The sequence below is a fragment of the Pseudomonas akapageensis genome (assembly GCF_011355085.1).
In the GTDB taxonomy this organism is placed as follows: domain Bacteria; phylum Pseudomonadota; class Gammaproteobacteria; order Pseudomonadales; family Pseudomonadaceae; genus Aquipseudomonas; species Aquipseudomonas akapageensis.
Genome location: NZ_VXCP01000016.1, coordinates 73052 through 98661, shown reverse-complemented (window position 1 = coordinate 98661; position 25610 = coordinate 73052). Strand labels below are relative to the sequence as shown.

24 protein-coding genes and 1 other RNA gene are annotated in these 25610 nt (G+C 59.5%); 8 read left to right on the top strand and 17 right to left on the bottom strand.

All coding sequences use genetic code 11. The annotated features are described in order from the left end of the window. Positions 1-59: 59 nt before the first annotated feature. The 9 genes from gcvP to F2S13_RS12345 all read right to left on the bottom strand — a co-directional run bounded on the left by gcvP (position 60) and on the right by F2S13_RS12345 (position 11909). Positions 60-2933 carry an aminomethyl-transferring glycine dehydrogenase gene (gcvP, locus tag F2S13_RS12385; RefSeq protein ID WP_166361088.1) on the bottom strand — a complete coding sequence of 958 codons (2874 nt, stop codon included), beginning with the start codon at positions 2931-2933 and terminating at the stop codon, positions 60-62. Positions 2934-3015: 82 nt separating this feature from the next. After that, the gene (gcvH, locus tag F2S13_RS12380; RefSeq protein ID WP_166361086.1) at positions 3016-3399 is read right to left on the bottom strand and encodes a glycine cleavage system protein GcvH; all 384 of its coding nucleotides are present in this window, start codon (positions 3397-3399) and stop codon (positions 3016-3018) included. A gap of 43 nt (positions 3400-3442) precedes the next feature. Further along, positions 3443-4525: a glycine cleavage system aminomethyltransferase GcvT gene (gcvT, locus tag F2S13_RS12375; protein WP_166361084.1), complete on the bottom strand. Its 1083-nt coding sequence runs from the start codon at positions 4523-4525 to the stop codon at positions 3443-3445. A gap of 169 nt (positions 4526-4694) precedes the next feature. Then, positions 4695-6317, bottom strand: a complete 1623-nt coding sequence (locus F2S13_RS12370; RefSeq protein WP_166361082.1) for an ABC transporter permease — start codon at positions 6315-6317, stop codon at positions 4695-4697. A 78-nt stretch (positions 6318-6395) separates the two neighbouring features. Continuing rightward, on the bottom strand, positions 6396-7397 hold the full coding sequence (locus F2S13_RS12365; protein ID WP_166361080.1) for an extracellular solute-binding protein: 1002 nt from the start codon (positions 7395-7397) through the stop codon (positions 6396-6398). A 103-nt stretch (positions 7398-7500) separates the two neighbouring features. Further along, positions 7501-8718 (bottom strand): 2-octaprenyl-3-methyl-6-methoxy-1,4-benzoquinol hydroxylase, encoded by a 1218-nt coding sequence (locus F2S13_RS12360; RefSeq protein ID WP_166361530.1) that lies wholly within the window; start codon positions 8716-8718, stop codon positions 7501-7503. Between the two features lie 85 nt (positions 8719-8803). Next, complete coding sequence (gene ubiH, locus F2S13_RS12355; RefSeq protein ID WP_166361078.1) at positions 8804-9997, bottom strand: 2-octaprenyl-6-methoxyphenyl hydroxylase; 1194 nt, start codon at positions 9995-9997, stop codon at positions 8804-8806. Beyond that, on the bottom strand, positions 9994-11328 hold the full coding sequence (gene pepP / locus F2S13_RS12350; protein WP_166361076.1) for a Xaa-Pro aminopeptidase: 1335 nt from the start codon (positions 11326-11328) through the stop codon (positions 9994-9996). The genes ubiH and pepP overlap by 4 nt, the downstream gene beginning before the upstream one ends. 20 nt (positions 11329-11348) lie before the next feature. Continuing rightward, complete coding sequence (locus F2S13_RS12345) at positions 11349-11909, bottom strand: YecA/YgfB family protein (RefSeq protein WP_166361074.1); 561 nt, start codon at positions 11907-11909, stop codon at positions 11349-11351. A gap of 184 nt (positions 11910-12093) precedes the next feature. Between F2S13_RS12345 and F2S13_RS12340 the strand changes: the two genes are divergently transcribed. The 4 genes from F2S13_RS12340 (at position 12094) to F2S13_RS12325 (ending at position 13519) form a co-directional block, all read left to right on the top strand. After that, complete coding sequence (locus F2S13_RS12340; protein WP_166361072.1) at positions 12094-12303, top strand: TIGR02449 family protein; 210 nt, start codon at positions 12094-12096, stop codon at positions 12301-12303. Further along, positions 12300-12617: a cell division protein ZapA gene (locus F2S13_RS12335; protein WP_166361070.1), complete on the top strand. Its 318-nt coding sequence runs from the start codon at positions 12300-12302 to the stop codon at positions 12615-12617. Before F2S13_RS12340 ends, F2S13_RS12335 begins: the two co-directional genes overlap by 4 nt. Before the next feature lie 19 nt (positions 12618-12636). Beyond that, positions 12637-12815, top strand: a non-coding RNA gene (gene ssrS / locus F2S13_RS12330) — 6S RNA. 83 nt (positions 12816-12898) lie between these two features. Next, a complete protein-coding gene (locus F2S13_RS12325) occupies positions 12899-13519 on the top strand; it encodes a 5-formyltetrahydrofolate cyclo-ligase (RefSeq protein ID WP_166361068.1) in 621 nt (206 codons plus the stop codon). A 19-nt stretch (positions 13520-13538) separates the two neighbouring features. On the opposite strand, the gene F2S13_RS12320 is transcribed toward F2S13_RS12325, so the two are convergent. Then, the gene (locus F2S13_RS12320; RefSeq protein WP_166361066.1) at positions 13539-13676 is read right to left on the bottom strand and encodes a hypothetical protein; all 138 of its coding nucleotides are present in this window, start codon (positions 13674-13676) and stop codon (positions 13539-13541) included. Positions 13677-13873: 197 nt separating this feature from the next. Here F2S13_RS12320 and F2S13_RS12315 point away from each other — a divergent pair, with 197 nt between their 5' ends. Further along, positions 13874-14323: an EVE domain-containing protein gene (locus F2S13_RS12315; protein ID WP_166361064.1), complete on the top strand. Its 450-nt coding sequence runs from the start codon at positions 13874-13876 to the stop codon at positions 14321-14323. Here the strand turns inward: F2S13_RS12315 and F2S13_RS12310 are convergent, their stop codons facing one another. Then, positions 14324-14728, bottom strand: coding sequence for a flagellar basal body-associated FliL family protein (locus F2S13_RS12310; RefSeq protein WP_166361062.1), 405 nt, complete (start codon positions 14726-14728; stop codon positions 14324-14326). A 162-nt stretch (positions 14729-14890) separates the two neighbouring features. Between F2S13_RS12310 and F2S13_RS12305 the strand changes: the two genes are divergently transcribed. Together F2S13_RS12305 and F2S13_RS12300 are read left to right on the top strand one after the other, a co-directional pair. After that, a complete protein-coding gene (locus tag F2S13_RS12305) occupies positions 14891-15868 on the top strand; it encodes an NADPH:quinone oxidoreductase family protein (protein WP_166361060.1) in 978 nt (325 codons plus the stop codon). Positions 15869-16017: 149 nt separating this feature from the next. Further along, positions 16018-16536: a hypothetical protein gene (locus tag F2S13_RS12300; RefSeq protein ID WP_166361058.1), complete on the top strand. Its 519-nt coding sequence runs from the start codon at positions 16018-16020 to the stop codon at positions 16534-16536. A gap of 85 nt (positions 16537-16621) precedes the next feature. Here the strand turns inward: F2S13_RS12300 and F2S13_RS12295 are convergent, their stop codons facing one another. The 5 genes from F2S13_RS12295 to trxA all read right to left on the bottom strand — a co-directional run bounded on the left by F2S13_RS12295 (position 16622) and on the right by trxA (position 21609). Continuing rightward, the gene (locus tag F2S13_RS12295; protein WP_246237883.1) at positions 16622-17248 is read right to left on the bottom strand and encodes a gamma-glutamylcyclotransferase; all 627 of its coding nucleotides are present in this window, start codon (positions 17246-17248) and stop codon (positions 16622-16624) included. Further along, the gene (locus tag F2S13_RS12290) at positions 17232-18200 is read right to left on the bottom strand and encodes a CDP-6-deoxy-delta-3,4-glucoseen reductase (protein WP_166361054.1); all 969 of its coding nucleotides are present in this window, start codon (positions 18198-18200) and stop codon (positions 17232-17234) included. The genes F2S13_RS12295 and F2S13_RS12290 overlap by 17 nt, the downstream gene beginning before the upstream one ends. Then, complete coding sequence (ubiD, locus tag F2S13_RS12285) at positions 18200-19666, bottom strand: 4-hydroxy-3-polyprenylbenzoate decarboxylase (RefSeq protein ID WP_166361052.1); 1467 nt, start codon at positions 19664-19666, stop codon at positions 18200-18202. The genes F2S13_RS12290 and ubiD overlap by 1 nt, the downstream gene beginning before the upstream one ends. A 121-nt stretch (positions 19667-19787) precedes the next feature. Then, complete coding sequence (gene rho, locus F2S13_RS12280; RefSeq protein WP_027979976.1) at positions 19788-21047, bottom strand: transcription termination factor Rho; 1260 nt, start codon at positions 21045-21047, stop codon at positions 19788-19790. 232 nt (positions 21048-21279) lie between these two features. Continuing rightward, positions 21280-21609: a thioredoxin TrxA gene (gene trxA / locus F2S13_RS12275; RefSeq protein WP_003206727.1), complete on the bottom strand. Its 330-nt coding sequence runs from the start codon at positions 21607-21609 to the stop codon at positions 21280-21282. Between the two features lie 276 nt (positions 21610-21885). Here trxA and ppx point away from each other — a divergent pair, with 276 nt between their 5' ends. Further along, complete coding sequence (gene ppx, locus F2S13_RS12270) at positions 21886-23388, top strand: exopolyphosphatase (RefSeq protein WP_166361050.1); 1503 nt, start codon at positions 21886-21888, stop codon at positions 23386-23388. Here ppx and ppk1 read toward each other — a convergent pair. Next, positions 23375-25588 (bottom strand): polyphosphate kinase 1, encoded by a 2214-nt coding sequence (ppk1, locus tag F2S13_RS12265; protein ID WP_425500228.1) that lies wholly within the window; start codon positions 25586-25588, stop codon positions 23375-23377. The genes ppx and ppk1 overlap by 14 nt on opposite strands. Positions 25589-25610: the final 22 nt, after the last annotated feature.

Genomic DNA, 25610 nt, shown 5'->3' with positions numbered 1-25610 from the left:
TACGATATACATAGAACTTCTGTGGGAGCGGGCTTGCCCGCGATGAAGCCCGCACTGACTCACCGATACTCATCCAACGGCACACACGCGCAAAACAGATTTCGATCCCCATAGACATTGTCGACCCGATTCACCGCTGGCCAATACTTGTGCAGCCGCGTGTGAGTGCTGGGGGTGACGGCCTGGGCGATACTGTAAGGCCGCTCCCAGACGCCGATGATATCGGCCAGGGTATGGGGTGAGCGCTTGAGCGGGTTGTCTTCCGCAGACCAGTTGCCATTCTGAACCTCAGCGATTTCCGCCCGAATGCTCAACATGGCCTCGATAAAACGGTCCAATTCGGCCTTGGACTCGCTTTCAGTCGGCTCGACCATCAATGTTCCAGGTACCGGGAACGACATCGTCGGGGCATGGAAACCATAGTCCATCAGGCGCTTGGCAACGTCCTCCTCGCTGATGCCGGTCTGCGCCTTGAGTGGACGCAAGTCGAGAATGCACTCATGCGCCACGCGCTCGTTGCGCCCGCGATAGAGCACCGGGAAAGCCCCCGCCAACTGTTGCGCCACGTAATTCGCGGACAGGATGGCCACCTCGCTGGCATCAGCCAACTCCGGCCCCATCATGGCGATGTACATCCAGCTGATCGGCAGGATGCTCGCACTGCCCCAGGGCGCGGCACTGACGGCGCCGTTTTTTGGGTCCGGCCCCTCCAGCGAAATGACCGGGTGATTGGCAACGAACGGCGCCAGGTGAGCACGGACGCCAATCGGGCCCATGCCCGGACCACCTCCTCCATGGGGAATACAGAACGTCTTGTGCAGGTTCATGTGCGAAACATCAGCGCCAATGTCCGCTGGCCGGGTCAGGCCGACCTGGGCATTGAGGTTGGCGCCGTCCATGTACACCTGGCCGCCATGGGCATGGATCACTTCGCACATTTCGCTGATGCCTTCTTCATAGACACCATGGGTCGAAGGATACGTCGCCATCAGGCATGACAGTTTGTCTCCTGCCGCTTCGGCCTTGGCTTTGAGATCGTCAAGGTCGACGTTGCCGGCATCATCGCATTCGACGATGACCACCTGCATGCCGGCCATCTGCGCCGACGCAGGATTGGTACCGTGAGCAGACGCCGGGATCAGGCAGAGATTGCGCTGCCCCTGCTGACGGCTCTCATGGTATTTGCGAATGGCCAGAAGCCCCGCGTATTCACCCTGGGCACCGGAGTTGGGTTGCATGCAAATGGCGTCGAAACCGGTAATTGCACAGAACCAGTCCTGCAACTCGTCGATCATCGCCTTGTAGCCCTGAGCCTGATCGGTCGGAGCAAACGGATGCAGTTGGGCAAACCCGGGCCAGGTGATCGGAATCATCTCGCTGCTGGCGTTGAGCTTCATGGTGCAGGAGCCCAACGGAATCATGGACTGATTGAGCGCCAGATCCTTGTTTTCCAATTGTTTGAGGTAACGCAGCATCTCGGTTTCACTGTGATGCAGGTTGAACACTGGGTGAGTCAGAAAGGCGGAGGTTCGCAACAGCCCGGCAGGTATCCCCCCGGGCAGATCCTGAGCGTCCAGCTCGGCCACTTGCAGTCCGTGATCGGCTCCCAGGAAAACATCGAACAGACGCGCCACAGTTTCTTCGCTGCAGGTCTCATCGAGACTGACGCCCAATTCTCCCCGGCCGAGAATGCGCAGGTTGATTTGCGCTGCCTGGGCACTTTCGATAATGGCGGTCTGGCTGCCGCCGACGTCCAGGGTCAAGGTATCGAAGAACTGTCGGTTGAGCCGCTTTACCCCTTTGCTTTCCAGGCCGGCGGCGAGGATGCAGGCCAGGCGGTGGACCCGTTGGGCAATCCGCTTCAGTCCCTCGGGACCGTGATACACCGCATAGAAGCTGGCAATGTTGGCCAGCAGTACCTGGGCGGTGCAGATGTTCGAGTTGGCCTTTTCGCGGCGAATATGCTGCTCACGGGTCTGCAGGGCCATGCGCAGGGCAACGTTGCCACGAGCATCCTTGGAAACACCGATGATGCGCCCGGGTATCGCCCGCTTGAACTCATCTCGGCAGGCAAAATACGCGGCATGGGGGCCGCCGTAACCCATCGGCACACCAAAGCGCTGGGATGTTCCGAACACCACGTCCGCCCCCAACTCACCGGGCGGCGTCAGCACCAGCAAGCTCAGCAAGTCCGCCGAAACACAGGCCAATGCCTGTTGGTTGTGCAGCTGTTCTATCAGCGGCCGCAAGTCATGGATCTCGCCATGGGTATCGGGGTACTGCAGCAAGGCGCCGAATACCTTGTGCTTGCTCAAGTTATCCACAGAATCGATGACCAGCTCGAAGCCGAACCCTTCGGCCCGGGTCTGCACCACGGAAAGTGTCTGCGGGTGGCAGTTTTCATCGACGAAGAACAAATTGCTTTTTGATTTGGCCACGCGCTTGGCCAGGGCCATGGCCTCGGCAGCCGCCGTCGCCTCATCGAGCAGCGAAGCATTGGCCAGCTCAAGCCCGGTCAGGTCGATGGTCAACTGCTGGAAGTTCAGCAATGCCTCCAGTCGACCCTGGGCGATTTCCGGTTGATAAGGGGTATAGGCGGTGTACCAGCCAGGATTTTCCAGCACATTGCGCAAGATGACGGTCGGCGTGAGGGTGCCGTGATAGCCCATGCCGATCAGGCTGGTCCAGACTTGATTCTGCTCGGCATAGCCCTTGAGTTTGGCCAGCGCCGCTTCTTCATCCAGTGCCGGCGGCAAATACAACGCCCGGTTTAGGCGGATTCCCGGGGGCACCGTTTGCTCGATCAGCTCGACCCGACTGCTCAGGCCGAGGGACTGGAGCATGGCTTGCTGCTCATTGGCATCGGGGCCAAGGTGGCGGCGCAGGAAGGCATTCGGGTCTTGCAGTTGACTCAGGGACGGCAACTGGGACATGACGGCTCTCTCTTTTAAGACCAAGCCTCGACAGGTCGAGGCTTATTGAGTCTAGAAAGGGATTGCCGTTTGTGCGTTAAAACTATTCGCCGATGGCGTTTTTGTAGCCGGCAGCGTCGAGCAATTTGTCCAGGTCAGCGGCATTGCTTGGCTTCAATTTGAAGATCCAGGCACCATAAGGATCGGAGTTCAGCAGTTCCGGACTACCGCTCAGCTCTTCATTGACCGCAATCACTTCACCGGCAATCGGCGCGTAGATGTCCGAGGCAGCCTTCACCGACTCGACTACGCCCGACTGATCACCAGCGGCAAAGACCTTGCCTACTTCAGTCAATTCGACGAACACCACATCACCCAGGGCTTCCTGAGCGTGGTCGGAAATACCGACGGTCACGGTGCCATCAGCTTCCAGACGAGCCCACTCATGGCTCTCGGCAAAACGCAGGTCGGCAGGGATATCGCTCATATTTTTGTCCTCAACAGGGTCAGCGGTAGGCCGCCAGAATAATTCAGATCAGGATTTTGCCATGACGAACGAACGTGGGTTTTACCACGCGAACCGGGTACCACTTGCCGCGTATTTCCACTTCGGCTCGGTCAGCGGTTGCCATCGGCACCCGCGCCAGCGCAATCGACTTGCTTAATGTAGGTGAGAAACTACCACTAGTAATCTCTCCTTCGCCAATCTCGGCGATGCGGACCACCTGGTGAGCGCGCAGAACCCCCCGCTCTTCCAGCACCAGGCCGACCAGTTTGAGCTTCACGCCACCCGCCTGCTCGGCTTGCAGGGCGGTACGGCCGATAAAATCGCGCTCCAGGGGGGCCATGGCCAGGGTCCAGGCCATGTTCGAGACGAGGGGCGAATGATCTTCATCGATATCCTGGCCATACAGGTTCATGCCCGCTTCCAGGCGCAAGGTATCTCGCGCGCCAAGACCGCTGGGAGCAATACCCGCGCCAACCAGATCGTTGAAAAATGCAGGCGCCCGTTCGGCAGGCAGGATGATTTCCAGGCCATCTTCTCCGGTATAGCCGGTGCGGGCGATAAACCAGTCACCGTCCGTCTGGCCTTCGAAGGGTTTGAGTTGCTGAATCAGCGCGGCACGCGATTGGCTTACCAGTTCGGCAACCTTCTGCCGGGCCAGCGGGCCTTGTATGGCCAGCATCGCCAGCTCGGGCCTTTCCTGCACTTGCACATCAAAACCCGCCAGATGCGCCTGCATCCAGGCCAGGTCCTTGTCGCGGGTCGAGGCATTGACGACGAGGCGGTAACCGTCTTCGGTGAGGTAGACGAGCATGTCGTCGACCACGCCCCCCGATTCGTTGAGCATCGCACTGTACAACGCCTTTCCAGGGGCTTGCAGTCGGTCGACATCATTGGCCAGCAAATGCCTGAGCCAGGCCTTGGCCTGGTTGCCCGCAACATCGATTATCGTCATGTGCGACACATCGAAAACGCCGCAGTCGCGACGCACTTGATGGTGCTCTTCGACTTGCGAGCCGTAATGCAGGGGCATGTCCCAACCGCCAAAGTCGACCATCTTCGCGCCGAGCGCGAGGTGCAGGTCATAAAGAGGCGTACGCTGTCCCATGGGTTTCTCCTTCCGGGCGTGGCGAAGATGCGGTCGTTGCAACCTGAGCTGCAAGCGTCTGAAACAGAGGCTTGCAAGCGTCCCAGCCAGCCGATCGCAATAACCGGCCGCATCGAATGCCGCGCATTGTAGCCGCAAGCCGGAAGGCTGACACCTATGTGCTGAAGTGTCAGCGATTTTGACCGTTATGCCGGGCCGAACGTCGGATCAAACCGATGACCGGCAACAAACCGACCAGCACCAGCGTCAGGGCCGGCAACGAGGCCCGCGACCACTCGCCCTCGCTGGTCATTTCGAAAATCTTCACCGCCAGGGTGTCCCAGCCAAAGGGACGCATCAGCAAGGTGGCGGGCATTTCCTTGAGTACATCGACGAATACCAGCAAGGCTGCGCTCAGCGCGCCGGGTACCAGCAAAGGCAGGTAAACCTTGAAGAACAGGCGCGGGCCGCTGACACCCAGGCTGCGGCCCGCTTCGGGAAAAGAGGGCCTGATCCGCGCCAGACTGTTTTCCAGCGGGCCATAGGCAACGGCTATGAACCGCACCAGATAGGCCATCAACAAGGCCGCTAGACTACCCAGCAGCAACGGTTTGCCTGCCCCGCCGAGCCAGCTGGAGAGAGGAATCACCAACTCGCGATCCAGGTAGCTGAAGGCAAGCATGATCGAAACTGCCAGCACCGACCCGGGCAAGGCGTAACCGAGATTGGCGAGGCTTACTCCTGCCCTGATGGCTCGGGTCGGCGCCAGGCGGCGAGCAAAAGCCAACAGCAACGCGACGCTGACAGTGATCAATGCCGCCATCGCCCCAAGATACAGGGTATGCAGGATCAGTCCGGCATAGCGCTCATCAAGATCGAATCGGCCGCGCTGCCAGAACCACACCAGCAATTGCAGGACCGGAATCACGAAGGCACAAGCGAACACCAGCAGGCACCAACCGCTGGCAGCCAGTGCCTTGATACCCCGCAGGTGGTACAGCGCCTTACCGCGTGGCCGCTCATTGGTCGATCGCACCGCGCCGCGGGCTCGTCGCTCGCCATACAGCACCAGCATGACGGCCAACAGCAACAGGCTGGCCAGTTGCGCCGCACTTGAGAGGCTGAAAAAGCCATACCAGGTCTTGTAGATGGCCGTCGTGAAGGTGTCGAAATTGAATACCGCCACGGCACCGAAATCAGCCAGGGTTTCCATCAATGCCAGGGCAACGCCTGCGAAAATGGCCGGCCGCGCCATTGGCAAGGCGACCCGCCAGAACGCTTGCAGAGGCGTCTGGCCAAGCACACGCGCCGCCTCCATCAAACCCTTGCCCTGGGCCAGGAACGCCGTTCGGGCAAGCAAATAGACGTAAGGGTAGAACACCAGCACCAGAACAGTGATCACCCCACCCGTGGAGCGCACGCGGGGCAAGCGCATGGGCCCGAACCACTCGCGCAACGACATCTGGACGGGGCCGGCGAAGTCCAGCAGGCCGACAAAGACAAAGGCCAGCACGTAAGCGGGAATCGCAAAAGGCAGCATGAGTGCCCAGTCGAGCCAGCGCCTACCCGGGAATTCGCACAGGCTGGTGAGCCAGGCCAGGCTGACGCCGAGCAGGGTGACGCCGATACCCACGCCGAGGATCAACGTCAGCGTATTGCCCAGCAGGCGAGTCATCTGGGTGTCCCAGAGGTGCGCCCAGATCTGTTGGTCCACCGTTTGCCAGGACAACACCAGGACGCTGAGTGGGAGCAGTATGAGCGCGGCTATGATGAAGACCAGCGGGTACCAGCGGCGTTGGGCGGGGTGGGCCAATTGGGATTTCTCTGATATCGAAGGGCATTCAAAAGCGTGCGCCGCGGTAAAAATCCGGGGCGCAGTATACCCAGCGACTCAGTTCCAGCCAGCCCGATCCATCAGGCGAATCGCCTCGGCCTGGCGCTTGCCAGCCACTTCCACAGGCAAGGAATCGGCCTTGAAGCTACCCCAGCCGGCCACTTCAGCGGAAGGTTCCACTTTCGGGTTGGCTGGAAATTCCTGGTTGATCCCGGCAAACATCTTCTGGGCCTCGGCACCGGTCATCCACTCCACCAATGCCTTGGCTGCTTCAGGATGTGGAGCATATTTAGTCATGCCGATGCCGGAAAGATTGACGTGTACGCCACGGTCAGCCTGGTTTGGCCAGAACAGTTTGACCGGCAGATCCGGCTTCTGCTTGTGCAGGCGGCCATAGTAGTAGGTATTGACGATACCCACGTCGCACTGCCCGGCGTTGATCGCTTCCAGCACTGCGACATCATCGGAGAACACGTCGGTGGACAGGTTGCTGACCCAGCCCTTGAGAATCTCTTCGGTCTTTGCCTCACCATGGGTTTCGATCAGGGTGGCGGTCAGCGACTGGTTGTAGACCTTCTTCGCCGTGCGCAGGCACAGGCGGCCTTCCCATTTTTTGTCAGCCAGGGCTTCGTAAGTGCTCAACTCTTCGGGTTTGACCCGATCTGTGGAGTAGGCAATTGTTCGAGCGCGCAGGCTGAGGCCCGTCCAATCGTGTGAAGAGGCACGGTATTGCTGCGGGATATTGGCGTCGATCACGGTGGACTTGATCGGTTGCAGGATGCCCATTTGCTCGGCCTGCCAGAGGTTGCCGGCATCCACGGTAAGCAGCAGGTCCGCAGTCGCGTTCTCGCCCTCGGCCTTGATGCGCTGCATCAGCGGCGCTTCCTTGTCGGTGATGAACTTGATCTTGACCCCGGTCTGGGCGGTGTAGGCGTCGAACACCGGCTTGATCAGTTCGTCGATGCGCGAGGAATAGACCACTACCTCGTCAGCCGCCTGGACGCCAGTGCCGAACACCGTGAGAGCCAGTGCGGCCAGGAGTTGCTTGCGTGGGAACATCGGGCAGTCCTCGATATCGAATGAAAGGCGAAATGGTAGTGGTTCACATTTGCCATCTCAACCGAACTCGAAATCGAGGAGTTACCAGATGTTGCACAGCCCGTCAGGGCTTGGCCAACTCCGGCAGATCGCCACTCAAACCCAAGGCCTGGCGCACGAATACGGCCTTGGCTTCAGGCAGTTGCTCGACCCATTTCAGGCCACTGTTGCGCAACCAGCGCACGGGTAGTGGATCGGCCTGAAACAGCCGTTCGAAGCCCTCCATTGCAGCCATCAGGGCGAGGTTGTGGGGCATGCGGCGACGCTCGTAACGGCTCAACACCCGCACATCGGCCAGACGCTCACCGCGCTCGAGCGCATGCTGCAGCTCTTCTGCCAGCACCGCGGCATCGAGAAAGCCCAGGTTGACCCCCTGCCCGGCCAGCGGGTGGATGGTGTGCGCCGCATCGCCGATCAAGGCCAGGCCTTCGGCCACATAGCGCTTGGCATGCCGCTGACGCAGTGGCACGCAAACCCGAGGGTCGGCCTCGAGTACTGCGCCCAGTCGCCCTTCGAAGGCCCTTTCCAGCTCACGGCAAAATGCTTCGTTGCCCAGGGCCATCAAGCGTTCAGCCTCGCCCGGGGTCGTCGACCAGACGATCGAGCACCAGTCTTGGTGGCCATCGCGTAGCAACGGCAGAAAGGCCAGCGGGCCGTCATCGGTGAACCGCTGCCAGGCCGTACGCTGGTGAGGCCCCTCACAGCGTACGCTGGTCACCAGGGCATGATGCAAATAGTCCCACTCACGGGTCTCGCACCCCGTCAGGCGGCGCACGGCCGAATTGGCACCGTCGGCAGCAATCACCAGCGGCGCGCGCAAGGTCCGGCCATCGGCCAGGGTCAGCAGCCACTCGTCGCCGGAACGACGCATCTGCTCCAGCCGGGCGTTGGCCAGCAAGCCGATTTCACTGTCGTGGAGACGTTCCAGCAATCCATCCTGGACGACCCGGTTTTCGACGATATGCCCCAGCACATCGGCATGCACGCTGGCGGCCGAGAAGTGGATCTGCCCGGTGCCGCTGCCATCCCAGACGCGCATGTCTGCATAAGGGCTGACACGACGCTCCTGCATGCCTTCCCAGGCCCCCAGGCGCTCGAGAATACGCTGGCTGGCCGCCGACAAGGCGCTGACCCGAGGCTCGAAAGGGGCCTGCGGATCGAAGGCCTTGACGCTCAGCGGGCTACCGTCGAGCACGAGAATCTCCAGGCCACTGTGCTGCAGTGCCAGCGCCAGGGCGCTGCCAACCATTCCGGCACCGACGATCAACAAATCTGCGCGCATGTCCATGCTTAAGCCTGTCTCGCTTGCGGCTTGAGCCGCAGGTTAATGGTGTTGTCGAGCCGCGGTTTGTCCGTGGTTACCATGTTCAACCCTGTTGGTCCGGGCGGGTGCCCAGGCCCATGGCCTGGCGGGCGAACCAGCGCTTGGCCGGTGGCAGCAGATCGAGGCCGAGCAAGCCCAGGTTGCGACCGGTAGCAAGCAGTGGTTGCGATGATCCGAATAGCCGGGTCACCTGGTCGGAGAAGCCCACCGTCAGATTCTGGTCCAGCCGTTGACGCTCGCGGTAGGCCTGCAGCGTGGCAAAGTCACCCGGTGTCGGCGGCCCGGCCAGCAAGGCATCGGCCAGCGACTGCACGTCACGCAGGGACAGGTTGAACCCTTGCCCGGCGATCGGGTGCAAGCTGTGCGCGGCGTTGCCCAGCACCACCAGATGCGACCTCACCTGTTCCTGCGCCTCAATCAGTGCCAGCGGGTACAGATGCCGGGCACCAACCTGGCGCAAGGCACCAAGCCGAAAACCGAATACGCCCTGCAACTCACTGAGGAAACTGCGCTCGTCGATCTCGGCGAGGCGTTTGGCGTCCATCCCGATTCGGGTCCAGACCAGTGCGCAACGATTCTCCGGCAGCGGCAGCAGGGCCATCGGGCCGTCTTCGGTGAAGCGTTCGAAGGCTTGGCCGCAATGCGTTTCGCTCGGTGTGATGTTGGCGATCAGCGCACTCTGGTGGTAGGGCCGTTGCCGGACGTGAATACCCAATTGTTCGCGCAGGCCGGAGCGGCCCCCATCGGCCAGCACGGCCAGATCGCAATCCAGGATCGTGTCGTCATTGAGCGACAGACGGTAACCGTCCTCCAGCGCCTGCATCTGCGTGACTTCAGCCGGGCATCGCCAACTGACCACATCATGATCCAGGCCCTGCCACAGGCATTGGCCAAGCCAGGCGTTTTCCACCACATAGCCGAGCGCTGGAACGCCTTCTTCAATCGCGGTCAGGCGGGTTGCGCCAAAGCGCCCACGATCGGACACCTGGATCTGGCGGATGGGTTCGGCGCGGCGGCTGATCTGCTGCCACAACCCCAGACGCTCGTAGATTTGCCGGGTACCAAACGACAATGCCGAAGATCGGGCATCGTAACTGGGCTGAAAAGTGTCGCCGGGAGCGAAGGGCTCGATCAGGGTGATCTTCCAGCCGCGCGCCTTGGCGCCGCTTTGCAGGGCCAGGGCCAGGCTCGCGCCAACCAGGCCGCCACCGATGATTGCCAGATTGACCCGGTTCATGCCGCTTGGGTTCGCGCGGCAGCCATCAAGGCTTCGATTTCGGCGACCGTTTTCGGTACGCCATGAGTCAGGATTTCGCACCCTTGTTTGGTTACCACTACGTCATCCTCGATGCGTACACCAATGCCACGCCACTTTTTCGCGACGTTCTGGTTATCCGGTGCGATGTAAATGCCCGGTTCAACGGTCAGGGACATGCCCGGTTCAAGAACCCGCCATTCGCCACCGACCTTGTAGTCGCCCACATCGTGCACATCCATGCCCAGCCAGTGCCCGGCACGGTGCATGTAAAACGCCCGGTAGGCTTCGCTGGCGATCAGTTCCTGCACGTCGCCCTGCAGCAACCCCAGGTTCACCAGCCCTTCGGTGATGACTTGCACGGTCGCCTCGTGAGCCTGGTTCCAGTGCTTGCCGGGGGCGATGGCCGCGAAAGCCGCCTCCTGGGCTTTGAGCACAAGCTCGTAAATCGCCTTCTGTTCGGGCGAAAACTTGCCGTTGACCGGAAAAGTACGGGTGATGTCGCTGGCGTAGCAGTCGATCTCGCAACCGGCATCGATCAAAACCAGGTCGCCGTCCTTGAGCAACGCGTCGTTCTCCTGGTAGTGGAGAATGCAGGCGTTGCGGCCCGCCGCCACGATCGAGCCGTAGGCCGGCATCTTCGCTCCGCTTTTGCGAAATTCGTAATCCAGCTCCGCTTCGAGGCTGAATTCGTGCAAACCGGCACGACTGGCCTGCATGGCACGCACATGGGCACGCGCCGAGATCGCTGCCGCTTCGCGCATCACCTTCACTTCGGCTGCAGATTTGTACAGGCGCATGTCATGCAGCAGGTGACTGAGTGCAACGAACTCGTTGGGCGGCTGCGCCCCCATGCGCGCCTTGGAGCGGATCACGTTGATCCAGTCCATCAGGTGCCGGTCGAATTCGGCATTGCTGCCCATCGCTGAATAGACCCGGTCACGGCCTTCGATCAGGCCCGGCAGGATGTCGTCGATATCAGCGATCGGAAAGGCATCGTCGGCGCCAAAATCGCGGATCGCACCTTCCTGGCCGGCGCGAAGACCGTCCCACAGCTCGCGCTCCGGATTGCGCTCGCGGCAGAACAACACGTATTCGCCGTGCTCGCGGCCGGGAATCAGGGCGATCACCGCCTCCGGCTCGGGAAAGCCGCTCAGGTACTGAAAGTCACTGTCCTGGCGATAGACGTGTTCGACGTCGCGGTTGCGAATGAACACCGCGGCGGCAGGCAGGATGGCGATGCTGTTGGGCTCCATCTGTGCCATCAGTGCCTTGCGTCGACGGGCGTATTCCGACTTCGGGATGTGGGTCATGGGCAGAGGGAGTCCATTGATCAATGCAGGGAAGGTTTCGCCGGCGCGGTTTCAACACCCTTGTTCAGCTCGGTGAAGAGCAACAGTGGCGCCACGCGCAGGTATTCCATGACTTCCATATAGTCGCTTTCGCCATCATCGGACTCTTCCAGGGCATCCTGTACCTGGGAAATGGCGGCCAGATCCTGCAGCACTTCGTTGGCTTCGCTGCTCAGGGCGCTTTTGTCGGGGGTATTCAAGCCAAAGCCTGTGAGGAACCCCTGGCACCATTGGCCCAAGGCTGCAGCACGCTCGGTGAGCGGCGCGTCATCGGACGGCAACAACAGGACCACAGCCATGTCGTCACCGGTAAGCTCGCCCTTGACCATCTCTTGCAGGCCGATCAAAGCATTGCGAACGTTGTCCTTTGGCTCGTTTTCGAGCAATTCTGCGGCGTCAGCCAGCCAGCCGTCGACATCGAAGCCTGCGCCGGCGCAGCTGCGGCCGAGCAACAGCCCGTGCAGTTCGGCAGGGGTGACAGGGTGGCCACTGCTGGAAAGCAATGCGGCAAAAGCGGTGTACGGCGAGTTTTGAATAGGCATGGGCAACTAGGCGCCAAGCGGCGCAATGACTAGAATGAAGACCTTGTATCCTAGCACCGGCAGGCGCGCCAAGACTATCGACGCGGCCAACTCGGCAACTTATGGGTGCAAGAATCGCAGGTCTAGAGGGCCACCGCGGGATCGGGCCAGCAACCTCCTGTCAGATCGAATCGAGTGGGAACCAATGCAAGAGACCGAGCTGCAAGCGCTGATGGGCCGACTCGAACTGCTGATTGATCGAGTCGAGCAACTAAAACGGCAAAACGGACTCCTAATAGCTCAGGAAAAGTCCTGGCGCGAGGAGCGCGCACACCTCATAGAAAAAAACGAAATCGCCCGGCGTAAGGTCGAATCGATGATTTCGCGCCTCAAGGCCCTGGAGCAAGACTCATGAGTTCAAGCAATAGCGTCACCGTACAGATCCTCGATAAAGAATATTCGATCATCTGCCCACCGGAAGAACGCAGCAACCTGGTGAGTGCCGCCCGTTATCTCGACGGCAAGATGCGTGAAATCCGTAGCAGCGGCAAAGTCATCGGTGCCGACCGCATCGCCGTGATGGCTGCCTTGAACATTACCCACGACCTGCTGCACAAGCACGATCAGCCCGACGTCCAGGCCAGCAGTTCGACCCGTGAACAGGTGCGCGACTTGCTCGAACGCGTCGATCTGGCGCTTTCGACCGACGACCGTACAAAATCGAGCTGAGTTTCAGGTATACTTGCGCCGCTCCCTGGAGTGCTTGCCAGTCGGTCATGTCCCTGAGCCGATACGCACAACCACGGGGGTTGCACGTTGGGGCCGGTGTGCATGTCCGCTTGACGGAAAGCCTTAACGCCTCCTGCAATCTCCACCTTGAACTTTCGGGTTCAAGGGCTACACCGACAGCGGTTCGTCGGGGAGTCTGATTTTATTTGCCCATGCCTTCTGCGCACGGGTGTTTGCGAGGCCACCCAGTGCGTGGTACTCGCCCAAGGATCGATCGCGCCATGACCCAGACCGTGCCGCTCACTCGTCCACAATTGCGTCGCCTGCTTCGCGATGCGCGTCGCGCCCTTACCCCTGCCGAACAACGCCGGGCCGCTCACGGTCTCTACCGCCAGCTGGCACAGCACCCCTTGTTTCGCAAGGCGCGACATATCGCACTGTATCTGCCCAATGATTGTGAAATCGATCCACGCCTGCTGCTGCGCGAAGCCCAGCGGCGGGGCAAGGCTACCTATTTGCCGGTGCTCAATGCCTGGCCAAGAACCAGGATGGTCTTCCAGCGCGTCGCTCATGGCGAGAAACTTCGGCCCAATCGCTTTCGTATTCTCGAGCCTCATGTATCGATCGCACGGCAACGGCACATCTGGGCACTGGACCTGATCCTGCTGCCATTGGTCGGTTTCGATGAAGTTGGCGGACGCCTGGGCATGGGTGGCGGTTTCTATGACCGCAGCCTGGCTTATCAAAGCCGCCGCAAGGCCTGGAAGAAACCTGTCCTGCTGGGATTGGCACACGAATGCCAGAAAGTCGAAAGGCTTGCCCAGGCCAGTTGGGACGTACCGCTGCAAGGCACGGTATCGGACAAGGGCTGGTATCTTGCACCAGCGATGCCACTGGACTGAGTGGCATCGCCGAGGACGTTCAGCGCTGCTGGGGTGCGGTCATCTCGATTGGAGCGTCGGCCTTACGCTCCCACAACGTCTGTGCGTAGCCGGTGGTGACTACACCAAGACCAAACAAAATGGTCAAAATCCACAACAAGTCCGGTTTGCGATTCATCGATTGCCCCCCTTCAGGCAAACAAAGCACGATGTCAGCAACGGTTTTTCTTATAGGCCGTGCAGCAGCGTCAAGCTTAAAATGCGCGCATTCTCCGACAACGCGAAGCGACACGCAAACGTTGCCGAGCACCGACTGTCGGTTTCCATTTCAAACATGAAACAGGTTGTTTCATGCTCAAAAAAGGAACAATTCAGATGGCCTATTGGCTGATGAAATCCGAGCCCGACGAACTCTCGATCAAGGATCTGGAACGCTTGGGAGAGGCCCGCTGGGATGGCGTGCGCAACTATCAGGCGCGTAATTTCATTCGAACCATGGCGCCTGGCGACGCGTTTTTCTTCTATCACTCCAGCTGCCCGGAACCCGGCATTGCCGGGATCGCCCTGATCCACAGCCCGCCCTACCCGGACCCGACTGCCCTGGACCCGGAAAGCGTTTACTTCGACGCCAAGGCCAGCACCGAAAAAAATCCCTGGACCGCGGTGAACGTAACCCACGCCGAGACCTTCAAAAAAGTGCTAGGCCTCGGCTACCTGAAACAACAGACAGCCTTGGCGGAGTTGGCGCTGGTACAGAAAGGCAGCCGGCTTTCCGTGATGCCGGTCACCGCCGAACAATGGGCGGCGGTTCTGGCATTACGTTGATCACTGCACGATCAGGTTATTGAAGAGCAGGTCTTCGACGATGGGCTTGCCTTCTTCCTGGTTGAGCGCCTGCTGGGTCTGCTTCAGCGCTTCCTGGCGCAGCTTTTCCTTGGACTCGACATTGCCCATGGACTCCACGGTCTGCTGGGAAAACAGCGCTACCAGCTGATTGCGGATCAAAGGCTCGTGGAGCTGGACGGTTTTCATCGCCTCGTCGCCGGTCACTCGCAGTGACACATCGGCTTTATAGACGCGCAACTTCGCACTGCCATCCAGGGCGTAATTCCCTACAAGCGGCGGGTTCAGGGTCACATAAGAGACTTTTGCCGCCCCGTCTCCCTCTTCCTCGGCAACCACTGCCATTGGCAACGACAGGGCCAGCAACATCAAGATCCACGATTTCACAATTCTATCCTCATACAGTTGGCGCCGGCCTGACCAGCCCACGATCCACGGCGCAAACGCGACGCCAGAGCTTATATCAGGGCATCAGGCCCGGACATGCTCATTGACCCGAATTCTTGCCTACCTACACTTATCGGCCATCACCTTCAAAGGAATAGCCCGATGAAAGCAGTGTTGTGCAAAGCGTTTGGTCCGGCCGAGACCTTGGTACTAGATGAAGTCGCCAGCCCTCAAGCCAAGAAGAACGAGATTGTGCTGGATGTACATGCCGCCGGGGTCAACTTCCCGGACACCTTGATCATCGAAGGCAAATACCAGTTCAAGCCGCCCTTCCCTTTTTCTCCCGGCGGTGAAGCCGCAGGCGTGGTCAGCGCGGTGGGCGAAAAGGTCAGCCATCTGAAAGTGGGCGACCGGGTGATGGCCTTGACCGGCTGGGGCAGCTTCGCCGAGCAGGTTGCCGTACCGAGCTACAACGCCCTGCCGATCCCGCCACAAATGGATTTCACCACGGCCGCAGCCTTTAGCATGACCTATGGCACCTCCATGCATGCGCTCAAGCAGCGCGGCCAACTGCAACCGGGTGAAACCCTGCTGGTACTCGGCGCCTCCGGTGGCGTTGGCCTGGCCGCCGTGGAAATCGGCAAGGCCATGGGTGCGCGGGTGATCGCCGCCGCCAGCAGCGCCGACAAACTCGCCGTGGCCAAGGCCGCGGGTGCCGACGAGTTGATCAACTACAGCGAATCCAGCCTCAAGGACGAAATCAAGCGCCTGACGGACGGTAACGGCGCGGATGTAATCTACGACCCGGTCGGCGGCGACCTGTTCGACCAGGCTATCCGCTCCATCGCCTGGAACGGTCGCCTGCTGGTGGTCGGTTTCGCCAGTGGGCGCATTCCGGAACTGCCGGTGAATCTGGCGCTGCTCAAGGGCGCTGCGGTGATCGGCGTGTTCTGGGGCTCGTTCGCTCAACGTCAGCCGGCCGATAATGCGGCGAACTTCAAGGAGTTGTTCAGCTGGTATGGCGAAGGGAAATTGAAGCCTTTGGTATCGCAGACGTATCCACTTGAGCGCGCTGGCGCAGCGATCGACTCCCTGGGGCAACGCAAGGCCGTCGGCAAGGTTGTGGTGCAGGTGCGTTGATACGAGAAAACACGGCCCGAGCATTCGCCCAGAAATGCTCGGGCTATCTGTCGAGCTCGCAGAAAAATAATTATTTATCGCCTCTGCATCGATAAATCGCAATACCTTCCTTGTCGTGCAAACCCCAACACATATCAAGGAAGATAAAAATGCAACAAATAATTATTACCAGTAGCCAAGCAGGCAGAGAAGCAAATCCAAGATCACCACGATCTAAAAAATTCACTTTCCCCAGAGCAGAAGATGCGCTTCATGACGATTTTCTGTTTACGCTGAATGACCTGGCGCTCCTGACACCTCCTACCAAGCAAATATCCATAAACGCAGAAGGGAGGAATATGAACTCCCTCTCCGCAAACTTTGAATTTTGCGGACAAGTGCTGGACAAAATCCGGATTTACTATCAAAAAAATGGTCGCAGCGGACCAGACAGCCTCACCCTCATTCTTTTCAATGCAGGCTATGCCCTGGCGAGCGCCAGGATTGCCCTGAACATTACCAATGTCAGCAAAGTAGCAGCTCTCGAAAACTCTAAAATCTCTATAACTTTAGATAACGGATATGGCAGAAAAGGCTGCATGCTGCGCTATGAATCCTCGCTGGAGGATATCCTGGCATTGCCCATGGCGAGCGGGGACCTATATGACTCATCCATCATCGACGATTGAATAAAATCATCCGAAAATCATAAAACAAAGCCAATACGCCCTTGGCTTTGTTTTTTATCCGACGAAGATAGCGATTCGACAACAATCAATGTTTTGAATGGCAACGCTTGAACCGCGCTTCAAGATTGCGATCCGGCATCGCATGACTACGCAACGCGCTGATCGTCTGCTCGACATAGTCGCGTGTCGTGCCATAACGGCCACTGGCACTGGCCAGGATATGGCTAAGCAGGTGATCAGGCAGGTTGCCGGCATAGCTGGGCAAATGCCGCTCCAGCACGAAGCCCAGTGCCTGGACTTTGGTGCCGTCGTCAAGGCGGCAGCTCAGCCAGTGCGGGCGATAAGAGGGATAGGGCATTTCACGTTGCCAGAGCGCCAACAGGGATTCTTGCAAGGTTTCTTCCGGCAATCGGTACGCGAAGCCACTGCAAGAACCACCACGGTCCAGACCAAATACCAGGCCAGGGCATTCCGGAGTGCCACGGTGCTCGTGAGACCACAGGTAAAGCCCGCGATGGTAGCCATGCACCCGCGCGCGCCGGCGCTCAACGGCCGAACATTCCGGACGCCAGATCAGCGAGGCATAAGCAAACAGCCAGACCGGCCCACCCTTATGCAGACGCATGGTAGTTTCAACGGAATTGACCAGTTGCTCATGGGTCAATTGTGGCCCGAAGTTCAGCGATGGCGGATAGTTAACTTCTTGGGGCATAAGCAAAGACATCCGCACGCATCTGATGCGCGTCCATGCCCGCAGTGACCAAGGCATCGAGGGTGGCATAAATCATTGCCGGCGAACCGCTGGCATAGACATGCACGTTGGACAAATCCGTGAAATCCTCGCAGACCGCTTCGTGCAGCATGCCGCAACGCCCTTCCCAGCCCCACAGATCGCTGACCACCTTGTGCAGTTGAAGATTGGGCAATTGCTCCCACTGGTCCCAGTGTTCGATCGGATAGAAATCTTCCGGACGCCGGACCCCCCAATACAAATGCACCGGATACTTGAAGCCCTTGGCGCGGCAATGCTCGATCAAGCTGTGCATCTGCGCCATGCCGGTACCTGCGGCAATCAATACCAGCGGACCATCCGGCAATTCAGCCAGATGAGTATCACCAAAGGGCAGTTGCACCCTGGCCATGCGATTACGCTGCAGCTGCTCGATCAGGCTTTGCGCGCTGGCCTCGCGTACCAGCACGTGCATTTCCAGCTCGCGCCCCAAATGCGGCGCCGAGGCCAGGGAAAAGGCCGATTTCTCGCCATTCTCACGTTCGAGCATCAAGTACTGCCCGGCATGATAACGGGGAGGCTTGCCGGCAGGCGCGCGCAAGCGCACGCGCCAGACGTCACCACCAAGCTCGACGCACTCGCTCAACTGGCAGGCCATGCTGCGCACCGGCAATTCGCCCGGGGCCAACACACCATCCCAGAGCACAGTGCAGTCTTCCAGGGGCTCGGCGATACAGGTATAGAGTTCGCCATGATCGCGAACCTCACCATCCTGGCGCACCCGCCCATCGACCAGCAAAGCGGAGCAGATATGGCAATTGCCATTGCGACAACTTTGCGGGCACTCATAGCCCAGGCGCTGAGCCGCTTCCAGAATCCGTTCGCCGGGCAACATCTCCAGGACGGCACCGGACGGCTGCAAGGTTACACGCATCAATCTATTCCCAATTGGTTCCAGAGTTCATCGATCCGGCGTGTGACAGCCTCGTCCTTGACGATGACCCGACCCCACTCACGGGTGGTTTCACCCGGCCACTTGTTGGTTGCATCCAGGCCCATTTTCGAGCCCAACCCCGAGATTGGCGAGGCGAAGTCCAGGTAGTCGATCGGCGTGTTGTCGATCATCACCGTATCGCGCTTGGGGTCCATGCGCGTGGTGACTGCCCAGATAACGTCGTTCCAGTCCCGTGCGTTGATATCGTCGTCAGTGACGATAACGAACTTGGTGTACATGAATTGTCGCAGAAACGACCACACTCCGAGCATTACACGCTTGGCGTGCCCCGGATACTGCTTCTTCATGGTCACCACCGCCATACGGTAGGAACAGCCTTCAGGTGGCAGGTAGAAGTCAGTGATTTCCGGAAACTGCTTCTGCAGGATCGGAACGAACACTTCGTTCAGCGCCACGCCGAGAATCGCCGGCTCATCCGGTGGACGCCCGGTGTAGGTGCTGTGGTAAATCGGCTTGATCCGATGCGTAATGCGCTCAACGGTGAAGACCGGGAAGCTGTCGACCTCGTTGTAGTAACCGGTATGGTCGCCATAGGGCCCTTCGGGCGCCATCTCACCCGGGTGGATGACCCCTTCCAGGACGATTTCGGCACTGGACGGTACCTGCAGGTCGTTGCCGCGACATTTGACCAGCTCGGTACGGTGACCACGCAACAGCCCGGCGAAGGCGTACTCGGACAGGCTGTCCGGCACCGGCGTCACGGCCCCCAGAATGGTCGCAGGGTCGGCACCAAGCGCCACCGACACCGGGAACGGCTTGCCCGGATGTTTCTCGCACCATTCACGGAAATCCAGCGCGCCACCACGATGGCTCAACCAGCGCATGATGACCTTGTTGCGGCCGATCACCTGTTGACGATAGATCCCCAGGTTCTGCCGATCCTTGTTCGGACCCTTGGTGACGGTCAAACCCCAGGTAATGAGCGGCGCGACATCGCCGGGCCAGCAGGTCTGCACCGGCAACATGCCCAGATCGACATCGTCACCTTCGATGACCACTTCCTGGCACGGTGCATCCTTGACGACCTTGGGCGCCATGGAAATGATCTTCTTGAAGATCGGCAGTTTCGACCAGGCATCCTTGAGGCCCTTGGGTGGCTCGGGCTCTTTGAGGAAGGCCAGCAGCTTACCGATCTCACGCAATTCGCTGACCGCTTCGGCACCCATGCCCAGGGCCACGCGCTCGGGCGTGCCGAACAGGTTGCCCAACACCGGAATATCATGGCCCGTCGGCTTTTCGAAAAGCAGTGCCGGGCCTTTGGCACGCAAGGTGCGGTCGCAGACTTCGGTCATTTCCAGGACAGGGGATATCGGGATCTGGATGCGCTTGAGTTCGCCGCGCTCTTCCAGGCCGCGGATAAAGTCGCGCAAATCGCGATATTGCATGCGTGAGCCTCGTGTTGGCCGTATCGGTGGGGGGGCAAAGTGTAGCGCCGAACCCGTCTGGTCAGAAATGTACAGATAGCAAAAAGCCGGGTTTCCCCGGCTTTTGCGGCCCTTCTTCGATTTACTTGCGTTTCATCGACAGGAAGAACTCATCGTTGGTCTTGGTCTGCTTCAACTTGTCGACCAGGAACTCGATGGCAGCGACTTCGTCCATCGGGTGCAGCAGCTTGCGCAGGATCCACATGCGCTGCAGTTCGTCGTCGGCAGTCAGCAACTCTTCACGGCGGGTGCCGGAGCGGTTGATGTTGATGGCCGGGAAGACGCGCTTCTCGGCAATCTTGCGGTCCAGAGGCAGCTCCATGTTACCGGTGCCCTTGAACTCTTCGTAGATCACTTCGTCCATCTTCGAGCCGGTTTCAACCAGCGCGGTGGCGATGATGGTCAACGAACCACCTTCTTCGATGTTCCGCGCCGCGCCGAAGAAACGCTTCGGTTTTTCCAGTGCGTGAGCATCGACACCACCGGTCAGTACCTTGCCGGAGCTCGGGATCACGGTGTTGTAGGCACGGGCCAGACGGGTGATGGAGTCCAGCAGGATGACCACGTCCTTCTTGTGTTCGACCAGGCGCTTGGCCTTCTCGATCACCATCTCGGCAACCTGTACGTGACGGGTCGGTGGTTCGTCGAAGGTGGAAGCGACCACTTCGCCGCGCACGGTGCGCTGCATTTCGGTCACTTCTTCCGGGCGCTCGTCGATCAGCAGAACGATCAGGTGAACTTCCGGGTTGTTACGCGTGATGTTCGACGCAATATTCTGCAGCATGATGGTCTTGCCCGCTTTCGGCGGAGCAACGATCAGACCGCGCTGGCCTTTACCGATCGGGGCGCACAGGTCGATAACGCGACCGGTGAGGTCTTCGGTGGAACCGTTGCCGGCTTCCATCTTCATGCGCACGGTCGGGAACAGCGGCGTCAGGTTTTCGAACAGGATCTTGTTCTTCGCGTTTTCTGGACGGTCGAAGTTGATCGTGTCGACCTTCAACAGGGCGAAATACCGCTCGCCTTCTTTCGGCGGGCGAATCTTGCCGACGATGGTGTCGCCGGTACGCAGGTTGAAGCGACGGATCTGGCTGGGGGAGACGTAGATATCGTCCGGGCCGGCCAGGTAGGAAGCATCCGCCGAACGCAGGAAGCCGAAGCCGTCCTGGAGAATCTCCAGCACGCCATCACCGGAGATTTCCTCACCGCTTTTTGCATGCTTCTTCAACAGGGAGAAAATCACATCTTGCTTGCGCGAACGGGCCATATTTTCTATGCCCATCTGTTCGGCCATTTCGAGCAGATCGGTAATCGGCTTTTGCTTGAGTTCAGTCAGGTTCATATGGGAATGACGTAATCATGTTTGGAGGGAGGAATTAAGCTTTTGGCTTAATGAGGCCGCGCCGCAGAGAAGGCGACAGGATCGCGTACTTATTCGAGTAGGAGTGCGTCGGCGACGGCTTGCAGGGGGCACAGGAGAAACCAGTGCGAGGCCGAATGTATCACTTGCAATTTCTGGCGTCTAGTCATCCGCCAATGAAAAGCCCCGCCAGATGCGGGGCTATTCTTCAATCTCAGATGTTGGCGTCCAGGAAGGCTGCCAGCTGCGACTTCGACAGCGCACCGACCTTGGTGGCCTCTACGTTGCCGTTCTTGAACAGCATCAGCGTCGGGATACCACGTACGCCGTGCTTGGCCGGGGTTTCCTGGTTTTCGTCGATGTTCAGCTTGGCGACGGTCAGCTTACCCTTGTAAGTTTCGGCAATTTCGTCCAGAACAGGGGCAATCATCTTGCATGGGCCACACCATTCAGCCCAGTAGTCGACCAGCACAGCGCCTTCGGCTTTCAGTACATCGGCCTCGAAGCTGGCATCGCTGACGTGTTTGATAAGATCGCTGCTCATGGAAAATCTCCGTGGTCGTAAGCAAAAAATCGTCGCTCATCATAGCTGGCCTGACTGCGGACAGGAAGCCGAGGATGATTGAGTGTAACTATAGTTGTGCATGGTTTTACATATCGAACGGTTTGTCGGCGCGCTGCCCGCATCAGGCGCTTCCCGTTCGCAACCCTTCGACCAGAGCATCGGAGTTGCGCTACATCATGACTTGCAACGCTTCGCGTTGGCGTCAGGGGTGGATCGTGGCACGATGTTACGGTTATCGACCGAGACTTCCTGACCATGCCGCAAACCACAGCCAAGAATCTTTCCTTGATCGCTGCCATCGACCTGGGCTCCAACAGCTTCCACATGGTCCTTGCGAAGGCCATCCACAGCGAAATCCGCATTCTTGAGCGGCTCGGAGAAAAGGTTCAGCTGGCCGCCGGCATCGACGAAGAGCGCAGGCTCAGCGAAGAATCCATGCAGCGCGGGCTCGACTGCCTGAAGCGCTTCGCCCAGCTGATCAACGGCCTGCCTCTGGGGGCGGTGCGTATCGTCGGCACCAACGCCCTACGCGAGGCCCGCAACCGTGGCGAGTTCATCCGCCGCGCCGAGGAGATCCTCGGCCACCCTGTGGAAGTCATTTCCGGCCGTGAGGAAGCCCGCCTGATCTACCTCGGCGTCTCCCACACCCTGGCCGATACTCCCGGCAAACGTCTGGTAGCCGACATCGGCGGCGGCAGTACCGAGTTCATCATTGGCCAGCGCTTCGAACCACTGCTGCGTGAAAGCCTGCAGATGGGTTGCGTGAGCTATACCCAACGCTATTTCCGCGACGGCAAGATCACCCCGGCCCGCTACGCCCAGGCCTACACCGCGGCGCGCCTGGAAATCATGAGCATCGAAAACGCCTTGCACCGACTGACCTGGGATGAGGCGATCGGCTCTTCGGGGACCATTCGGGCCATTGGCCTGGCGCTCAAGGCCGGTAACCAGGGCAATGGCGAGGTCAACGCCGAAGGCATGGCGTGGCTCAAGCGCAGGCTGTTCAAGATGGGCGACGTCGAGAAAATCGATTTCGAGGGCATCAAGCCTGACCGCCGGGCCATTTTTCCGGCAGGCATGGCGATCATGGAAGCCATCTTCGACGCCCTGGAACTGCAGCGCATGGATCACTGCGAAGGCGCTCTACGCGAAGGTGTGCTTTACGACCTGCTGGGTCGGCATCACCACGAGGATGTACGAGAACGCACCCTGAATTCGCTCATGGAGCGTTATCACGTCGATATTGCACAGGCAGACCGGGTCGAGCGCAAAGCCCTGCACGCCTTCGATCAGGTCGCTACAGCCTGGGACCTGGATGACGGTATCTGGCGCGACCTGCTCGGCTGGGCGGCGAAAGTGCATGAAGTGGGTCTGGATATCGCCCACTATCAATACCACAAGCATGGCTCCTACCTGATCGAGCACTCCGATCTAGCCGGCTTTTCACGCGAAGACCAGTTGATGCTCGCGCTTCTGGTACGCGGACACCGTCGCAATATTCCCAAGGACAGGTTCGCCGATTTCGGCGAGGAAGGCGTGAAACTGATCCGCCTCTGCGTACTTCTGCGCTTTGCGATCCTGTTCCATCACATTCGCGGCACCCAGCAAATGCCCCAGGTCACCCTGCACGCCAATGGCGATAGCCTTGATGTGGAATTCCCTGCAGGCTGGCTGGAAAACAACCCGCTGACCCAGGCCGACTTCGCGCTCGAAGCGGAGTGGCTGACCCGGGTCGGTTTCGTCCTCAGCGTACGCTGAGGACCGGGTTGCTCAGGCGCTCGAGCAGAGTGGCCTGGGCACTGCGCGGGTTCTGGTTGCCGGTCGGCGTGCTGCGCACATAACGACCGTCCGGCTGCAGGATCCAGGAATGGGTGTTGTCGGTCAGATACCCCTCCAACTCCTTCTTCACTCGCAGGATCAACTTCTTGCCCTCGACCGGGAAGCAAGTCTCGACACGCTTGTCGAGGTTGCGCTCCATCCAGTCCGCACTGGAAAGGAACATCTGCTCTTCACCCCCATTGAGGAAGTAGAAGACCCGCGTGTGCTCCAGGAAGCGCCCGATGATCGAACGCACCTGGATATTGTGCGATACCCCGGCAATACCCGGGCGCAGACAGCACATGCCACGCACCACCAGATCGATGCGAACACCAGACTGACTGGCCTTGTACAGCGCGCGGATGATCTTCGGATCGGTCAGGGAGTTGAACTTGGCGATGATGTGCGCCGGCTTGCCGTCGAGGGCAAACTGGGTTTCCCGCGCAATCATGTCGAGCATGCCCTTCTTCAGGGTGAAGGGTGCATGCAACAACTTCTTCATGCGCAGGGTCTTGCCCATGCCGATCAACTGGCTGAACAGCTTGCCGACGTCTTCGCACAGGGCATCGTCGGAAGTCAGCAGGCTGTAGTCGGTGTACAGGCGGGCATTGCCGGCATGATAGTTACCCGTGCCCAAATGCGCGTAACGCACGATCTCGCCGGCCTCACGGCGCAGGATCAGCATCATCTTGGCGTGGGTCTTGAAACCGACCACGCCATAGATCACCACCGCACCGGCTGCCTGCAAGCGGCTGGCCAGTTGCAGGTTGGACTCTTCGTCGAATCGCGCACGCAACTCGATCACCGCCGTGACTTCCTTGCCGTTTCGCGCGGCATCGACCAGTGCATCGACAATTTCCGAGTTGGCGCCACTGCGGTAAAGCGTCTGGCGCACCGCCAGCACGTTCGGATCCTTGGCCGCCTGGCGCAACAGGTCGACGACCGGGGTGAAGGACTCGAACGGGTGCAGCAGCAGGATGTCCTGCTTGCTGATCACGCTGAAAATATTCTCGCTGTTCTGCAACAGCTTGGGGATTGCCGGCGTGAACGGCGTGTACTGCAACTCCGGATGACTATCCAGGCCGGTAATGCTGAACAGACGGGTCAGGTTGACCGGGCCATTGACCTGATACAGCTCGGATTCGCTCAGGCTGAACTGCTTGAGCAGGTAGTCGGACAAGTGCTTCGGGCAGGTGTCGGCCACCTCCAGGCGCACCGCATCACCATAGCGGCGTGAAAACAGCTCACCGCGCAAGGCGCGCGCCAGGTCTTCGACGTCTTCGGTGTCGACCGCAAGGTCCGCGTTTCGAGTCAAGCGGAACTGATAGCAACCCTTGACCTTCATGCCCTGGAACAGGTCGTCGGCGTGCGCATGGATCATCGACGACAAAAATACATAGTTATCGCCTGCACCGCCGACCTCTTCCGGTACCTTGATCACACGCGGCAACAAACGCGGAGCAGGAATGATCGCCAGGCCCGAATCGCGACCGAAGGCATCAATCCCTTCCAGCTCGACGATGAAGTTCAGGCTCTTGTTGACCAGCAAAGGGAATGGGTGGGTCGGGTCGAGGCCGATGGGCGTGATGATCGGTGCGATTTCGTCGCGGAAATAGCGCCGGACCCAGGTCTTGAGCTTCAGATTCCAGTGACGGCGACGGATGAAGCGGACCTGATGCTTCTCCAGTTCCGGCAACAGAATGTCGTTGAGAATGGCGTATTGGCGATCGACATGACCATGCACCAGCTCGCTGATGCGCGCCAGTGCCTGGTGCGGCTGCAGGCCGTCGGCACCGGCCTGCTCACGGGCGAAGGTAATCTGCTTCTTCAGGCCCGCTACACGAATTTCGAAGAACTCATCCAGGTTGCTGGAGAAGATCAGCAGGAACTTCAGCCGCTCCAGTAACGGATAGGACTCATCCAGCGCCTGTTCCAGCACGCGGATATTGAACTGCAGCTGCGAAAGCTCGCGGTGGATGTACAGGCTGCTGTCGTCCAGGCCTGGAATTACGGGCGCCGGCAATGCTGCCAGGGCCTCCACGACCTGTGCAGGAGCCACAACCGGCTCGGCTTCGATCTCAACGGGTGATTCAACCAGCTGTTCGAGCACGGGTTCTGCATCCTTCACGGCGACTTCCATAAGTGCTTCGTTATTCATCTAG

Bases quoted from the DNA above. Each gene is read 5' to 3' on its own strand.
- gcvP (WP_166361088.1), bottom strand. From the start codon at position 2,933: ATGTCCCAGTTGCCGTCCCTGAGTCAACTGCAAGACCCGAATGCCTTC.
- gcvH (WP_166361086.1), bottom strand. From the start codon at position 3,399: ATGAGCGATATCCCTGCCGACCTGCGTTTTGCCGAGAGCCATGAGTGG.
- gcvT (WP_166361084.1), bottom strand. From the start codon at position 4,525: ATGGGACAGCGTACGCCTCTTTATGACCTGCACCTCGCGCTCGGCGCG.
- F2S13_RS12365 (WP_166361080.1), bottom strand. From the start codon at position 7,397: ATGTTCCCACGCAAGCAACTCCTGGCCGCACTGGCTCTCACGGTGTTC.
- F2S13_RS12360 (WP_166361530.1), bottom strand. From the start codon at position 8,718: ATGCGCGCAGATTTGTTGATCGTCGGTGCCGGAATGGTTGGCAGCGCC.
- ubiH (WP_166361078.1), bottom strand. From the start codon at position 9,997: ATGAACCGGGTCAATCTGGCAATCATCGGTGGCGGCCTGGTTGGCGCG.
- pepP (WP_166361076.1), bottom strand. From the start codon at position 11,328: ATGACCCACATCCCGAAGTCGGAATACGCCCGTCGACGCAAGGCACTG.
- F2S13_RS12345 (WP_166361074.1), bottom strand. From the start codon at position 11,909: ATGCCTATTCAAAACTCGCCGTACACCGCTTTTGCCGCATTGCTTTCC.
- F2S13_RS12340 (WP_166361072.1), top strand. From the start codon at position 12,094: ATGCAAGAGACCGAGCTGCAAGCGCTGATGGGCCGACTCGAACTGCTG.
- F2S13_RS12335 (WP_166361070.1), top strand. From the start codon at position 12,300: ATGAGTTCAAGCAATAGCGTCACCGTACAGATCCTCGATAAAGAATAT.
- F2S13_RS12325 (WP_166361068.1), top strand. From the start codon at position 12,899: ATGACCCAGACCGTGCCGCTCACTCGTCCACAATTGCGTCGCCTGCTT.
- F2S13_RS12320 (WP_166361066.1), bottom strand. From the start codon at position 13,676: ATGAATCGCAAACCGGACTTGTTGTGGATTTTGACCATTTTGTTTGGT.
- F2S13_RS12315 (WP_166361064.1), top strand. From the start codon at position 13,874: ATGGCCTATTGGCTGATGAAATCCGAGCCCGACGAACTCTCGATCAAG.
- F2S13_RS12305 (WP_166361060.1), top strand. From the start codon at position 14,891: ATGAAAGCAGTGTTGTGCAAAGCGTTTGGTCCGGCCGAGACCTTGGTA.
- F2S13_RS12300 (WP_166361058.1), top strand. From the start codon at position 16,018: ATGCAACAAATAATTATTACCAGTAGCCAAGCAGGCAGAGAAGCAAAT.
- F2S13_RS12295 (WP_246237883.1), bottom strand. From the start codon at position 17,248: ATGCCCCAAGAAGTTAACTATCCGCCATCGCTGAACTTCGGGCCACAA.
- F2S13_RS12290 (WP_166361054.1), bottom strand. From the start codon at position 18,200: ATGCGTGTAACCTTGCAGCCGTCCGGTGCCGTCCTGGAGATGTTGCCC.
- ubiD (WP_166361052.1), bottom strand. From the start codon at position 19,666: ATGCAATATCGCGATTTGCGCGACTTTATCCGCGGCCTGGAAGAGCGC.
- rho (WP_027979976.1), bottom strand. From the start codon at position 21,047: ATGAACCTGACTGAACTCAAGCAAAAGCCGATTACCGATCTGCTCGAA.
- trxA (WP_003206727.1), bottom strand. From the start codon at position 21,609: ATGAGCAGCGATCTTATCAAACACGTCAGCGATGCCAGCTTCGAGGCC.
- ppx (WP_166361050.1), top strand. From the start codon at position 21,886: ATGCCGCAAACCACAGCCAAGAATCTTTCCTTGATCGCTGCCATCGAC.
- ppk1 (WP_425500228.1), bottom strand. From the start codon at position 25,588: ATGGAAGTCGCCGTGAAGGATGCAGAACCCGTGCTCGAACAGCTGGTT.